The sequence below is a fragment of the Paraburkholderia franconis genome (genome assembly GCF_009362735.1).
Lineage (GTDB): Bacteria > Pseudomonadota > Gammaproteobacteria > Burkholderiales > Burkholderiaceae > Paraburkholderia > Paraburkholderia franconis.
Genome location: NZ_WHNP01000045.1, coordinates 45,476 through 59,402, shown reverse-complemented (window position 1 = coordinate 59,402; position 13,927 = coordinate 45,476). Strand labels below are relative to the sequence as shown.

17 protein-coding genes and 1 riboswitch are annotated in these 13,927 nt (G+C 62.7%); of the genes, 8 read left to right on the top strand and 9 right to left on the bottom strand.

Translation table 11 applies throughout. From position 1 onward, the window contains the following. The coding region (locus tag GCT13_RS49700) for an IS3 family transposase (RefSeq protein ID WP_407670898.1) at positions 1–244 on the top strand (244 nt) is incomplete at its 5' end. Positions 245–319: 75 nt separating this feature from the next. Continuing rightward, positions 320–679, top strand: a complete 360-nt coding sequence (locus tag GCT13_RS32995) for a hypothetical protein (RefSeq protein WP_152765433.1) — start codon at positions 320–322, stop codon at positions 677–679. A 218-nt stretch (positions 680–897) separates the two neighbouring features. On the opposite strand, the gene GCT13_RS32990 is transcribed toward GCT13_RS32995, so the two are convergent. The 9 genes from GCT13_RS32990 to GCT13_RS48640 all read right to left on the bottom strand — a co-directional run bounded on the left by GCT13_RS32990 (position 898) and on the right by GCT13_RS48640 (position 7,442). Further along, positions 898–1,665, bottom strand: coding sequence for an HvfC/BufC N-terminal domain-containing protein (locus GCT13_RS32990; protein ID WP_152765430.1), 768 nt, complete (start codon positions 1,663–1,665; stop codon positions 898–900). Further along, positions 1,662–2,537: an MNIO family bufferin maturase gene (gene bufB, locus GCT13_RS32985; protein ID WP_152765427.1), complete on the bottom strand. Its 876-nt coding sequence runs from the start codon at positions 2,535–2,537 to the stop codon at positions 1,662–1,664. Before bufB ends, GCT13_RS32990 begins: the two co-directional genes overlap by 4 nt. Positions 2,538–2,576: 39 nt before the next feature. Then, on the bottom strand, positions 2,577–2,831 hold the full coding sequence (locus tag GCT13_RS32980; protein WP_152765424.1) for a BufA1 family periplasmic bufferin-type metallophore: 255 nt from the start codon (positions 2,829–2,831) through the stop codon (positions 2,577–2,579). 306 nt (positions 2,832–3,137) lie between these two features. Beyond that, a complete protein-coding gene (locus tag GCT13_RS50975; protein WP_193727815.1) occupies positions 3,138–4,037 on the bottom strand; it encodes a CopD family protein in 900 nt (299 codons plus the stop codon). Between the two features lie 14 nt (positions 4,038–4,051). Continuing rightward, positions 4,052–4,426, bottom strand: a complete 375-nt coding sequence (locus GCT13_RS32970; RefSeq protein WP_152765419.1) for a copper resistance CopC family protein — start codon at positions 4,424–4,426, stop codon at positions 4,052–4,054. A 2-nt stretch (positions 4,427–4,428) separates the two neighbouring features. Continuing rightward, positions 4,429–5,361, bottom strand: coding sequence for a hypothetical protein (locus GCT13_RS32965; RefSeq protein WP_193727814.1), 933 nt, complete (start codon positions 5,359–5,361; stop codon positions 4,429–4,431). 106 nt (positions 5,362–5,467) lie between these two features. Then, positions 5,468–5,791 (bottom strand): DUF2946 domain-containing protein, encoded by a 324-nt coding sequence (locus GCT13_RS32960; RefSeq protein ID WP_407670897.1) that lies wholly within the window; start codon positions 5,789–5,791, stop codon positions 5,468–5,470. Positions 5,792–5,940: 149 nt separating this feature from the next. Beyond that, complete coding sequence (locus GCT13_RS32955) at positions 5,941–7,002, bottom strand: HoxN/HupN/NixA family nickel/cobalt transporter (RefSeq protein WP_152765413.1); 1,062 nt, start codon at positions 7,000–7,002, stop codon at positions 5,941–5,943. 60 nt (positions 7,003–7,062) lie between these two features. Beyond that, a riboswitch (cobalamin riboswitch) is annotated at positions 7,063–7,251 on the bottom strand. Positions 7,252–7,289: 38 nt separating this feature from the next. Continuing rightward, a complete protein-coding gene (locus GCT13_RS48640; RefSeq protein ID WP_193727813.1) occupies positions 7,290–7,442 on the bottom strand; it encodes a hypothetical protein in 153 nt (50 codons plus the stop codon). 455 nt (positions 7,443–7,897) lie between these two features. On the opposite strand from GCT13_RS48640, the gene GCT13_RS32950 reads away from it, so the two are divergent. The 6 genes from GCT13_RS32950 to GCT13_RS32925 all read left to right on the top strand — a co-directional run bounded on the left by GCT13_RS32950 (position 7,898) and on the right by GCT13_RS32925 (position 13,927). Beyond that, positions 7,898–8,242, top strand: coding sequence for a hypothetical protein (locus GCT13_RS32950; RefSeq protein ID WP_152765410.1), 345 nt, complete (start codon positions 7,898–7,900; stop codon positions 8,240–8,242). A 29-nt stretch (positions 8,243–8,271) separates the two neighbouring features. Next, positions 8,272–8,631, top strand: coding sequence for a DUF2946 domain-containing protein (locus GCT13_RS32945; RefSeq protein WP_152765406.1), 360 nt, complete (start codon positions 8,272–8,274; stop codon positions 8,629–8,631). Positions 8,632–8,775: 144 nt separating this feature from the next. After that, positions 8,776–11,115 carry a TonB-dependent receptor gene (locus GCT13_RS32940; protein WP_152765441.1) on the top strand — a complete coding sequence of 780 codons (2,340 nt, stop codon included), beginning with the start codon at positions 8,776–8,778 and terminating at the stop codon, positions 11,113–11,115. Between the two features lie 12 nt (positions 11,116–11,127). After that, positions 11,128–12,618 carry a PepSY-associated TM helix domain-containing protein gene (locus GCT13_RS32935; protein WP_152765403.1) on the top strand — a complete coding sequence of 497 codons (1,491 nt, stop codon included), beginning with the start codon at positions 11,128–11,130 and terminating at the stop codon, positions 12,616–12,618. A gap of 35 nt (positions 12,619–12,653) precedes the next feature. Continuing rightward, positions 12,654–13,100 (top strand): copper chaperone PCu(A)C, encoded by a 447-nt coding sequence (locus GCT13_RS32930; protein WP_152765400.1) that lies wholly within the window; start codon positions 12,654–12,656, stop codon positions 13,098–13,100. A gap of 86 nt (positions 13,101–13,186) precedes the next feature. Further along, the gene (locus GCT13_RS32925; protein ID WP_152765397.1) at positions 13,187–13,927 is read left to right on the top strand and encodes an energy transducer TonB; all 741 of its coding nucleotides are present in this window, start codon (positions 13,187–13,189) and stop codon (positions 13,925–13,927) included.

Genomic DNA, 13,927 nt, shown 5'->3' with positions numbered 1-13,927 from the left:
GCACTTCGCAACGCATGAACAGGCGCGTCGACGTGTGTTCTCATTCCTGGAAGGCTGGTACAACATACGCCGCCTGCACAGCAGCATCGGTTATTGCTCGCCGCTCGAATTTGAAAACCTGCATGCGCCACATCAACCGACATCGCATCGCGGGTTGCCCACCGCCGGGCAGCGTCATGGGCGAGAGAAGCGCCCCGCTGCCCGTCCGTGGACAACCCGCTGCTCAACGCCCAATGGAGGCTAAATCACATTCAATCTCTGACTGCAGATCGGTCCGCTGAACCGGGTCAACCTCAGTGGTCCGATCAGCAAGCCGCTCATGATGGGATCTGTCCGGACGGCTGAAGCTGTGATGCCCGTCATTGCTTCACTTGGGGTTGGCATAGACGGCGAGCATCTGCTCTGTCTTGCCTTTGGATCGACAGACGTTCACTACGTCGGCGAGCTTCGGGCTTGCGCATATGCGAAGGAGGTCGCCGAACCGGAATACAGCGGCTGGCTGTCGTTGTTGCCGATGTTCAGGGACGAACCGCCTTCCGACGAAGCTGCGATAGCCGCTGGCGAGTTGAGACTGAGAGGCCAGCGCACCCGGAACGCTGACGGTTCGGTGCGAATCATGTTGTCGGTCGGCCCCGCACGTGAAGATCAGGACCGGTTGCGTGGTTGGGTTCCGGTGTAACCCGGGAAGGCTGCATAGCTGTAGCGAGGGGAAGACTTCGGTCTTCCCCCTTTCACCACGCCGCGCGCCCTTTCGCGTGTCGTACAGGTCGTGGAGTACAGGCCGGAGGCCCGTTTCACGTGTCGTCAGTGACAGAGAACGGCCAGTTGCTGCCACTCGCTTTCCTTCTACGACCGTCCGATTCCACTTCGACACCGGACCGCCGGACATATCTGCCGCTATATCGCGAGGCCGGTAACCGCGCTGACCGTGATCCAGCTTTGGAGTTGCGATGAGATATCGAATCGGGTATCGAGAGCCAGCGCGACGTCGATTGCCTCGTTCAGAGTTCGACCGTGTTGCAACGCCATGAATGCCGCGTGTGCTGCACTGCTCTGATCGATGACAAAGGGTCGCCACCGCGGACGTACAACGAGTCCCGATGTTGGCGCATCAATGCACAGCGGAATGCTCCCCCCAAGCTGGTGCGCGCGCCAGATGTCAGCAATCGCGTAACGCGAATGAATCGCGGCACAAGCCGGATGTGTCGCCAGTCGGCTGCCCAGCAGCCTTTCGCTGCCGATGTGCTGCCACTGCTGGGCACTGAGCGCGCTCGGGTCGGTCGCGTACCAGGCCGTGTGAATGGCCCATTCGAGTCGCGCGACATCGCCGAAATATGGATAGTGCGAATCGCGTTCCCAGTTGTCAATGAAGTCGGCCAGATGTTCGCCGAACTGGTTCAGATCGCCGCTGCGCGACGGCCAGGCGTAGGCGTATGCGCGGACAAGCGTCGAGAAATAGCGTTCACCCGTCAGCGCGAGCAACACGGGATAGGCGTTTGTCAATGCGGCGTGCCAATGCGTCTGTACATTGCCGCGATATACAGCCAGACGGCGCGCTGCAATGGGTTGCTCAGTCGACAGTTCTTCGAGTAGCGCGGACTCCTTTTGCGGATCGCGGATGGCATCGGCAAACGCCCGTTCGATGTCGTTGAATGGAGTGCTCATTGCGCAGGTCCCGCGTTTGGACACGCGAAACCAGGTAAGCGGGCAGCGCTCACCCAGAGCGTGCGCGCCTTGTCCGCTTCATCGAGCAGAACTGCGAGTGGCGGGACGTTCGTGTCCCATTCGATCAGCGTGGGACGCTGACCGAAACGCTGGAGCGCGTACTCGTAAAGTGCCCAGACTTCCGGTGCCACGCGTGAGCCGTGATCGTCGATCACAGCGATATCAGTCACGCTATGCCCTGCAAGATGAATCTCACCGACAACCTTCGGCGGAAGTTCGTTCATCGCGTGGATCGCATCCTCCGCGTGATTGCATTGATTGACGTAGAGGTTGTTGATATCCAGCAGCACGCCACACTCGGTGCGGCGCGCGAGTTCGGCGAGAAACGCGGCTTCGCTGTACTGGTCCGCTTTGAAGCGCACGTATGCCGAGACGTTTTCGAGCAGAATGCGCCGGGCGAGCGTTTCCTGCAGCGCATCGACGCGTGTGCACAGGTGGTCGAGCGCCAGCCCGGTAAGCGGCAACGGCAGCAGGTCATTGACATAGCCGGATGCCGAAGCATTCCACGACAGATGCTCCGACACGATCACCGGTTCGATGCGGTCGACAAGGCGCCGTAGTTTGCCGACATGCACGGTGTCCAGCGGCGGCGTCGAGCCCAGCCCGAGACCGACGCCATGAAGGCTGACGGGGAGATCTCGCCTCACCGTCTCCAGCACATGCAGGTCGTATCCGCCATCGCCGAAATAGTTTTCGCTATGGACTTCGATCCAGTCGACGGCAGGGACCGCATCGAGAAAGTCCGCGTAGTGCGCGTGACGCAACCCGACACCGACGCCCAGCGGCGCCGCGATTTTCGGATGTTCGGTCATCGTAGGGACCTTCGCGGCTGCATCGGACAAAGCGCGGGATCAGGTGCCGACCGTGCCACCCATTTTCTTGCAGGTACCTTCAGGCATGTTTTTGAAGTCGCCCTTGTCGTAGTCGACCTTCGATTCGCCTGCGCAGCCATGCACCCCCGTCTTGCTCGCGCAGTCGTTCTGCCCCGCCTTTGCGACGCCATAGCATTGCACTTTCTTCTCGGCATGCACAGCTTGAGGCGCCACGACTGCAAGGCTTGCCAGGGCGGTGGCGACGAGTGCCTGGCGTGCAATATCCTGTTTCATGTTTCGATCTCCCGTCTGCCCGACAGGCATTTTTCGAGGCCGTCGATACGATGCAGTGAACGGCCTCCCCTGTCCGGATACATCGTAGCTTCAATTTCCGGCCGCATCTGCCGTAGACCGTATTAAAAGTGACACTGTTCCGACGATATATGTGTCAATTGGCAATCACAGCGCTTACCCCGGGGGTTAGAACCTCGCTGAGCAAGGGTTTGGGCGGTGCGAAATAAATCTGTCAACGGCTCGGTCCGTTCCGACGCTCGCCTGTGGTGACCGCGACGCGTGACTGCCAGTTCACGCGTAGTGTCTTCAGTCCAGAAACATGCTCAAACCTGGTGCAGTGTGCGCGAGTATGGCGGCGGCAGACAGCACACCGAGCATGGTAATGGCCTCAATCCTCAGGATGACCTGGAATGTGTTCACGGCGCTGCCCGACGCATCGCGCCGAACGTGCGGCAAATAGACAATCCGGTTAATGCCGCCCAATACCATTGCCGCTCCAACTAGCACCAGCTTTGCGTCCAGGATGAATCCCCAGTCGCTGTGCGTGAGCCGCATCAATGAGCCGCCGAGCCCGCGATCAGCGTTGTAGGCGCCGCTCATCAGGACTGCCGCCAAGGCAAGGGTGGCAGTCGCGGACAGATGGCCGGCGAAGTGGGCGACGGTCTGGGCATCCGCGTGGTCGCGCAGCATCGGCAACACATACAGGCCGCTCGCGATTACGAGCCCCGCCCATGTCGCGGTCGCGCACAGATGCACCCAGTGGACCCACTCCGGTAACGCAAAGTCGCCCGCGTCGGCTGCATGACTGGAGGCTGCTTTACTGAACGCAAAGGCAGCTGCGGCAAACAGCGCGACCCCCATCTGCATCGCCCATCCGCTTTCCCGCGCCCTGACAAGCGACCCCGCCCAGACGATCAAGGCCGCAAACCCGCCTGACCACACCGCGCCGAAATGCGATTGGGTCAGAACCGGCTTCAGCACCGTGAAAGCGGCACGCGGCGGCGCCCCGCTCATCAATGCGGCTTCCAGCAGCAGGTTGACGGCGTCGGCAACGATCAGCGTCACGACACAGCCAGCGGCGATGCACTGCAGCCGGTGACGCATGAGCGGCGCCGCCTTGTCCAGCATCAGCACAGCGAGACAGGTGCCCACAGAGCACGCAAACGACACGTCAGCGACGGCAGCGATCACGATCGATGCGGACACTGTCGCCGCGTCCATTACTTCACCTTGAACGAATAATCGCCGTGCGTGCGATGCCCGTCCGATGCGACGGCCACCCAATGCACCGTGTACGTGTCAGGCGGCAACGGCGGTAATACGAGATGGATTGACGTCCTGTCGTTCGGGTCGATCTCCGCCCTGGCGGTGCTCACCTGCTTGCCCGTCGAATTGCTGACGTTCAGCGAACTGAAAGCGGGTTCGAGCGGTCCATCGAACACGATGGTGACGCCTGCCGGCGACGCCACTTCGGCGCCCGCCGACGGCGACTGTTTCTGCGGGAACACATGGGCGAATGCCGCCGACGCCATCAGGATACCCATCGCGACGACGGCCATGCGTGAGCCGCGCCGAAGCCGGTGCAATGCGCGCATCGCTATTCCCCCTTGCCGAAAATCGGCTTGCCCAGAGAGTTGGGTAGCACGTCATCCAGAAACAGGTGGGCCTGGAACAGGACACCTACGCCCTTGCCGCTTGCGTGGTTGACTGGAATCACTGCTTCTGCGCCCAGTTGCCCCCACCTGTTGAGCCAGATCACGCCGGGATTGATGCTCCCGGTCGTATGCCCCGAACAGGGGCCGGCGGTACAGGTGCTCATCGGAAACTCGACGACCGGGACCAGGTTGCTGAACGGGGCCTTGAGCCCGACGTCGTGAACGAAATTCTGCAGGTAAGGCAGGCTGTATTGCACCGTAACGCCCCATTCCAGTGAATTGGGATCGGCGCTGTTCATCGTCAGGCGCGGGCCAATGGTCCCCGTGATGGCGACTGGCCTCAGATACTTCAGGCTCTCCGGCAGGTCCCCAAATCCCTTGCCGAGATAGAGCGTCGGCGTGATTGCCGAGTGCGGATTGGCGATCGACTTTGCGCCCGTACCGCCCAGCTCTGCCGTCGCGCCGATGGATGCCATGAATTCGTGCGCGTCATTCACGTAGAAGCGGTATTTGACACCGACCGCGAAGTTATCGAAGCCTCGCGCCGAGCCGCCGTTCGGCGCGTTGATGTTGACATAGGTCCCCAGCACGGAAACGGCGAAATTGGGGGTGATCAGCTTGTCCCATTCGAGCGACGTCGTATTGGTGTTGAGATCGTCGCCGTCGTCGGTCTGCGACTTCGCGTGGCCGAATTCGAAATTGACTTCGTCCCCGACGCCGGGGTCATCGACCGCCATCGTTGACGGAAAAACACGGTTACCGGCCACGGAGTGGGCTGTCGCAATCGCGGGCAAAAGAAGCGGAAATACTGCGGCGGCAGGGGCAATCAGAGCCGCAAGCAGCGGCATGCGGCCGCGTGCAGGAATGGCGCACATGGTTCAATCCTTGTAAGGGTCGCGTGTACGTGCTCGCGGGCCTGTGAAAGGCCTCGCGAGGACGCGGCGATGCAATGGCACTTGCGTCGCCGCCTGGCAGGCTCAATCAGGATGAACGTGGAGGCGCGCGCGGCTGTGCCGCAGTAAAGGGCGAAACGCTGCGAGGCGTCTGGAAAAGGGGCGTTCCCGCAGACTGAGTGGTCCAATCCGTCGGCACAAACGCCGAGGTCCCGCTCGGTAACACCGGCATGTGGGCGAGCAGCCCGCAATACGCGCATGCCTGCGAGTGGACTGCATGCTCGGGCAGCGACGAATGGTCGGAACCCGCAAGGTCGGAGCGGTTCTGCGCGGAGCAGAACACACCCGATACGGCGTCCAGCTGTCGCCCGGACGACAGGCTTTGCGAAACCGTTGGTGCGAGCGTGGCCATCAGGATTGCAAGCAATCCAAGGAAGCTGCCGGTTATCCGGAAAAAGCGGCTTCGCATTGGCCTGTGGGGTTATGTCATTGCGGATCTCGAATGCACGCGATTATGCCACGGGCGCACGTTCGCCCGTGGCCATAACGCGGCGATAACCCTTAGCCCAAATTGACGGGCATTTCGTCATATCGCTTGAGTTTGTAGACTGCGACCGATGCCAGCCAGCTCAACACGAAAATGCCGATCACGGCATAGCCGAGCAGACCGAAGTTGTCCGACGCGGCGCCAACCAGATCCCAGAAGCCGCCCTTGAGATCGAGCTTGTCGCCAACCAGTGCCAGCGCTTCGATGCCGCCAATGAGGACGGCCACGACGACCGATACGAGGGTGATGGTGATGTTGTAGTACAGCTTGCGCACCGGCTTCATGAACGCCCATCCGTAGGCGCCGAGCATCAGCACGCCGTCGGCCGTATCGACGAGACACATGCCCGCGGTGAACAGCGCCGGGAAGATCAGGATGGTCCCGAGCGACATGCCGTCGGCTGCCTGTGCGGCCGACATGCCGAACAGCGCAACCTCGGTCGCGGTATCGAACCCGAGGCCGAACAGGAAGCCGACCGGATACATGTGCCAGCTGCGCGACACCAGCCTGAACAGCGGGCGAAAGATCCGCGACAGAAGGCCGCGCCTGTTAAGCAGCATGTCGAGATCTTCCTCGACGAGACGCTCGCCACGTTGCACGCGCCGGAACGTCTTCACGACCGAGACGAGGATCATCACATTCACGATGGCCAGCACGAGCAGGAAGCTCGCTGAAACCGATGTGCTGATGACGCCGCCAACGGACTTGAGGGCCTCGAAGCGCGCATTCAGCGTAACGGCTGCAAATGCGACCGCGACCGACAGGGCGAGGACGATCGTCGAGTGCCCCAGCGAAAAGAAACAGCCGACGGCAACAGGCCGTTTGCCGCCCTGCATGAGCTTGCGCGTCGTGTTGTCGATGGCCGCAATGTGGTCGGCGTCGACCGCGTGACGCAGGCCGAAGGCATAGGCGAGCAGCGCGGTGCCGATCAGTGCGGAGCGTCCGTGCAGCGCAGTCAGTGCCCAGATCCAGACACCGATGTTGGCTGCGATCAGCAGAGAAAAAATAGTGGAGATCTTGCCGCGTAGCGTGTGCGGACCGTCGTCGAAAAGATGGGAGAAAGCAGGCCGTTGCATGAATTGTCCTCGCATGCTGGTTATGCCGCCCGATGAGGGCGGCGCCGGCCGGAACACCTCGCAGCATTCCGGGCGCGGGCAGGTCTCCTGGCTTGCGCGTCGACGTCTGGCATCGCCTTCCCGAACGATACAGTGGCATACGGATGCTGGACTTCGCGCTTACAGTTGCGGGCACAGCTATGGACTCGACTCGCGCCTCACCATATTCCCTATCAATGCCTTGCGGCAACCCACGCCGGACGATTATCGCCCGAAAAAAAGACGCCGAAGCGTCCGTCGGCCTGACGTCACGCGCGTACCCGGCAGACTGTGGACGTGACGGGCATGGCGGACGTGGCCGGCGCGACGTGTTCGGCCGGACGTGTGAGCCACGCCATCCAGCCAGCCCGGATGCCCGGCGCGATCAGTGTGCCGAGGTTGATCTGCGCGCGGTGACGCATCCACTACTCGCCCAGTCGTTGCTTTCCGTTCATGTCGTGTGCATGTCGCCGTTTGCCTGCGTTCGTGTGCGATCCGTCATTTGTCCGCGAACGCGATCCCTTTGGCGGCTGCACACATTGGGGAACTCCACCCATACCTGTCGCGGGCATGCCCACATTCTCGGGCTTCCCCGATCAACCTAGAATGGCCGTACACCCCGAGAGCGCAGGGCGTGAGCGTTAGCCCAACTGACCGGGCTGCGCACACTGGCACGGCACACGTACTTCTGTGGCTAACGCCAGAGCCCTGCCTGAGCCCTTGTGCGCACGCATGTACGCAGAAAGCCTGTCTTTCAGCGTTGCGCTGGGTAATGTGTGTTGCGCGACCGGGGTTATCGATTAACGAGCATGCTCGTGGGGCGATCATGACTATTCGCGCTCGCAGACACTCCGTCGCATGGCCTGGCATCATTGCCATGTGGCTGATGGTGTTCGCGCTGCTCGCGAGTCAACTGCTCGAACTGGCGGAGTCGCCCGAACCGGTCGCGGCCAACTGCTCTGCCGTCAAAGGCGAAGGTGCCAGGCAGTACACGTTTCCCGACAGCTTCCGCGTATGCGATTACTGCGACATCGTGGCGCAGCAGGCGATCGCAGTCCCATCCGTGCCAGTCCTGGACATCGCCGCCATCCTGCTTGCGACACTACTGACCCTGGCGCTGGCCCCGCTTGCCCGTATTGATGACTCGCCTGCCCGCGCCTCGCGGTGCACGGAGCCGGAAGCCAGCAGGGAGTGTTCAACTCCCTTACAAAACCAGTGCTAAACTTCGCCCACTCACGGATTCATCGCCTCATGACCTTTCACGCCCGTCGACGACTCAGCACATGGCTTGGCATACTTGCCATGTGCCTCGTCACGTTCGTGCCGGTCGTGAGCCAGCTGGTGACGTCAGCACGCGCCACTGAACCCGTCGCGGTGCTCTGTTCCGCTACACAGACGGACAGTGGCAGCCATCACGCGGGCGATCTGCTCTCCGCGTGCGGCTATTGCGATCTGCTCGCGACCCACGCGGCGCCGCCGCCGGTTCCGCCGACCGTAGCCCCCGTCCTTCTGCTGCCGGTCGTGACCGCGATCGCTGCGCTATCTACGCGCTTTACGCCACTCGGTGCCTTCCCATCTGGCCGCCCACGGGCCCCACCTGTTTTTTCCTGATCGTCGTTCGCTGCACGCCGAACTGGCACGCGCCTGTTGAAGGCGCGCGTCGCCGTTCGCTGCGGCTGTTCACCAATACGCACAGGAAAAAATCTCATGCTGTACTTCGCCTTGCGAAGTCTTCGCCGTAGCACGCGTGCGCGGATGCGCCACGCCGCCTTCGGGCTCTTGCCGCTTACGCTCGCCGTGCCTCCCGCCGCCGCACAGACGCCCAGTGTGAGCGCCGCCCCTACTGGAGCTTCATCCGCCGCAACAGCTGACACGCAGCCTGCCGACAACGAGCTGCCGGCTGTCTCCATTACCGCGAGCAGTGCCGGGAGCTATCGCCCGGTCGTCGATCCGAACCTGCCCGCGACGACCGAAACGGTCACGCGCGAGCAGCTCGACAACCGGAACGTGGTCAATACCGAAGACGCGCTCAAATATCTGCCGAACCTCGCGGTGCGCAAACGCTTCATCGGCGACCTGAACTCGATCATCGCGGTGCGCGGTACAAGCAATGTGCAAAGCGCGCGCGGCCTCGTCTATGCGGATGGGCTGCTGCTGTCGAATCTGCTTGGCAACAGCTATTCGTTCCCGCCGCGCTGGTCAATGGTGTTTCCGGACGAGATCCAGCAGGTCGATGTGATCTATGGCCCTTACTCCGCGCTCTATCCCGGCAATTCGCTGGGTGCGACGGTGCTGATCACCACGCGCATGCCGACGAAATTCGAAGCGACTGCCGACGTCAAGGCGTTCACGCAGCACTTCGATCTGTACGGGGTCAACCAGAACTTCAACGGCACCGAAGCGAGCGCGACGATCGGCGATCGCATCGGCAGGTTTTCATGGTTCATCGGCGCCAATCATCTGGAGAACACCAGCCAGCCGCTGCAGTTCGCGACGCTCGCGCAATCGACGACGCCCGCCAGGCCCGGCGACACGCCCGTCACAGGCGCGTACTTCTACAACAACCAGACCAATGCGCCGACTGCCGTGCTCGGCGTGAACGGCGAAGGGATCGAGCGCACCATCCAGGACCAGCTGAAAGTGAAGATGCAGTACGACTTCACGCCGACGGTGCAGGCCGGCTTCACCCTCGGTTACTGGCATCAGACGTACAACAGCGAAACCTCGACGTTCCTGCGCGACGCGAACGGCAATCCGGTGTACAGCGGCAGGGTCGCGATCAACGGCCTCGAGTACAACATCCCGGCCGCCGCGATGGCGCCGAGCCTCGGCAACAGCGAAAACTGGCTGTACGGCGCGTGGCTCAAGACGCACAACGCAACCGGCTGGAACGCGGAAGCGATCGCGTCCTACTACGACGTGTCGAACAGCGTGGCGCGCACCGCCAACGCGGGCGGACCCGGCAACGGGCCAGGTGTCGTCACGTTCGGCGACGGCACCGGCTGGAAGACGCTCGACCTGAAAACCACGTACACCCCGGCTTCGCCTCAGGCGGGCCTGACAAACCACGCGCTGACCTTCGGCTATCACTACGACAACTACTTCCTCGACAACGAAACCTACAATACCGCGGCGTGGCGCGATGGCGCGTCCGGCAGCTTCGCCAATGCATTCAGGGGCCGCACGCAGACCCAGGCCGCCTATGCGCAGGACGCGTGGCGCTTCCTGCCGCGCTGGAAGTTCGTCTACGGCCTGCGCTACGAAGACTGGCGCGCGTACGACGGGTTCCAGGCACTCGGAGCGACGACCTTGCCGTATCCGGGCGCGGACCAGCATCACTTTTCGCCGAAGGCGTCGCTGTCGTTCGATGTCACCGACGATCTGACGCTGCGCGCGTCGATCGCGCGCGCCTATCGCTTTCCGACAGTCGGGGAACTGTTCCAGGGGAAGATCAACGGTTCGACGATTATCAACAACAATCCGAACCTGCAGCCCGAGGACGACCTCTCGAAGGAGCTGTCTGCGGAATGGGCTCACTGGAACGGCGTGTTCCGCCTGACGCTGTTCCAGGACGACGTGAAGAACACGATCTTCAGCCAGACCGATACGACCGTCATTCCGAATGTGACGAGCTTCCAGAACATCGGCAAGGTGCGCTCGCGCGGCGTTGAGACGAGCTATGAAGGGCAGGACGTGTTCGTGCGCGGCCTCGACCTGATTGCAAACGCCGCCTATACGCAGTCGAAGATTCTTGAGAACGCGCAGAATCCCGCGACGGTGGGCAAGTACTTCTACCGGATTCCGTTGTGGCGCGCGAACGTCGCCGCGATCTACCATTTCGACGCGCGCGCCGCGCTGACGCTCGCCGCGCGGTATTCCGGGCGCCAGTACAACACGCTCACGAATACCGATTCGAATCCCGACGTGTTCGGCGGCACCAGCACTTACGTGGTTGCCGATGCGAAGCTCACATTCCGGCCGACGAAGCAGAGCGAAATCGGCATAGGCGTCGACAACATTTTCGATGCGCGTTATTTCGTCTATCACCCGTACCCAGGCCGGACCTTCTACGTCGAGGGTCGGCTGCACCTGTAACGGAGGGATCGCATGTCCACTGCCGCAATCGACCGGCGCCCGCCACCGGCCGCCGTCACCACCACGGGCCGGGGTTACCGCACGCTGTGGCGCTGGCATTTCTATGCCGGCCTCTTTGTCATGCCATTTCTCGTCGTGCTCGCATTGACGGGCACGCTGTACTGCTTCCAGCCGCAGATCGAGCCACTGCTGTATCGGCACCGGCTCGTTGTCGAACCGCGCGACGTGCCGCGCCTTGACGAGAACACGTTGCTCGCGAATGCGCGTCGCGCGCTGCCGTCGGGTTCGGTCGCGACGACGGTACGTATCTCGTCGCGGGCGGACCGCAGCGCGGAGTTCATCTTCCGGTTGCCGGATGGGGACAGGCAGAGCGTCTACGTGAATCCGTACGACGGCGCGGTGCTCGGCACGCTAAGTGTCGAGAGCCGCCTGATGCAGGTCGACCGGATGATTCACCGCAAGCTGTTGCTCGGGAAGCCGGGCGAGCTGCTGATGGAACTGGTCGCGTGCTGGACGCTTGTCATGATCGGCACGGGCATCGCACTATGGTGGCCACGCGCGGGCACGACGCTGCGCGGCGCGCTCGTGCCGCACTTTTCGCTGCGTGGCCGGCCGCTGTGGAAAAGCGTGCACGCGGCGCTCGGCATCTGGCTTGCCGTGGGCGCGCTCGCGTTCGTCATTACCGGTTTGCCGTGGACCAGTTCGTGGGGCAAGCAGTTCAAATCGCTGTCGGCGAGTGCAGCACTCGGTGCGCCGCCGGGCGCATGGGGCGGGTTACCGTTGCACTCGATACGGCCGGGCGCGCAAACGCCGGCCAACCGATCTCATCCGACTGATGGGCAAACCCGGCATGGATCGCATGAGACTCATGAGTCGGGCATGGATGCGATGCCAGGCATGACGATGGATGATCTGCCGCTGCCGCAGGTACCGTGGGCCGTCGGCGCCGCACCGGTGCCGCAGTCGCACGATGCCGGGCCTTCAGCGTTGCCACTTGGCCGCGTCGTCGCGCAGATGCACGCACTGGGCCCCACAGACGGCTATGACGTCGCGTTGCCGGCTTCTCCGGACGGCGTCTACACCGTGTCGTATTTCCCGCCGGACCCGAAGCTCGAACGCACGCTCTACATCGACCAGTACAGCGGCTCAGTTCTGAAAGACATCCGCTACGGGGATTACGGCGCTATAGGAAAGGCCGTGTCGTATGGCACGTCGCTGCACATGGGCCGTTACTTCGGCCTCGCGAACCAGCTGGTCTGCACGGCGCTTTCGCTCGGACTCGCTGCGCTTGCCGTCACCGGCTGCGTGATGTGGTGGAAACGCCGGCCGGCCGGCGCACTCGGCGCACCCGCCCGCGAACGTACCGGTCCACCGATGCGCGGCTGGAAGCTCGGCCTCGTGCTGCTCGGTCTGATCTTTCCACTGATGGGCGTCACGCTCATCGCGGTCTGGTGCGCCGACCGGATGATCTTCGGCCGCCCGTCGCAGACGGTCGCATCCTGACGCCACCGCCCATTTCCTTTTCAGGAGAAACCAACATGAAGACTCCTCTCAGAGCAATTCTGCTAGCCGTGCTATGCGGTTGCGCGGGAACCACTGCGGCGGCGCCCGCATCCGTGAAGGTGTCCGGCTGCTGGATCCGGCTGTTGCCGGGCAATCTTCCATCGGGCGGCTATTTCAGCGTGATGAACATGGGTGCACAACCCGTCGATCTGACCGGCGTCCGAACTGACGCTTACGGTACGGCGATGCTTCACCAGACCCGGAGCAACGGCAGCACGTCGAACATGGTGATGGTCGACAAGGTGACCGTGCCGGCGCACGGCACGCTGGCGTTTACGCCCGGCGGATATCACGTGATGCTCGAACAGCCGAAAACGCCGCTCAAGGTCGGGATGTCGATTCCGTTCACATTTGTGTTCAGCGACGGCGAGCAGGTCAGTGCCGAATGCGAGACAAAGAGTGCGACCGCGATGGGGCACTGAATGCAACTCAGAACGACGCGGCATCGAGGCACCTGTTTGAGACGTGCTGTCGAATCCGCTTCATGTCGCACGGTTGCAGGCAATCGATGGGGATCGTAGTGAGTGCAATACCGTACTGGCGCAACATTGATAATGCTTCGCGTGTGAAACGACGGATTGCGGTCGTCGCTGCGCTCGTCGCGGTAAGCCATGTTGTCGCACTCGCCGTCGCGTTCACGATGCACGAGGACGTGCCCGTGCGGCCTATCGAATCGCGCACGATTACCGCCGAACTCATCAGACCCGCGCCCGTCGCCGTGCCCGCCGCGATCCAGTCGATTCCGACGCCGCTTCCGCCGAAGCCCGTGCCCGCGCAGAAGGTCAAGCCGAAGGTGCAGCCGCGCCCAACGCCGAAGCCCCTGCCGACGCCTTTGCCTGTTGCGCAGGCGTCGCCGCAGCGCGCGATCGCCGCGCCCCAACCCGCGCCACCAGCTCCTCCAGCGCCGGCTGCACCCGCTCCTGAGGAACCCGGCGCGCCTGCCGTCGGCAAGCCGACGATGGCGCTGTCCGCACCGAAGGACGTGTCGCACCTCGACTGCAGCATCGTCCAGCCCGACTATCCCCCCCTTTCGCGCCGACGCGGCGAGACGGGGACGGCCATGATCCACTTCGTCGTTGGGCTGACGGGCAGGATCGAGAACATCGAACTGAAAAGGAGCAGCGGCTACGATCGCCTCGACCAGGCCGCGCTCGACGCAATGCATTCCAGCTCGTGCAAGCCGTATCTCGAAAACGGCGAGCCGATCCGGGCCGCATACACGCAGCCGTTCAACTTCAACCTGAACTGA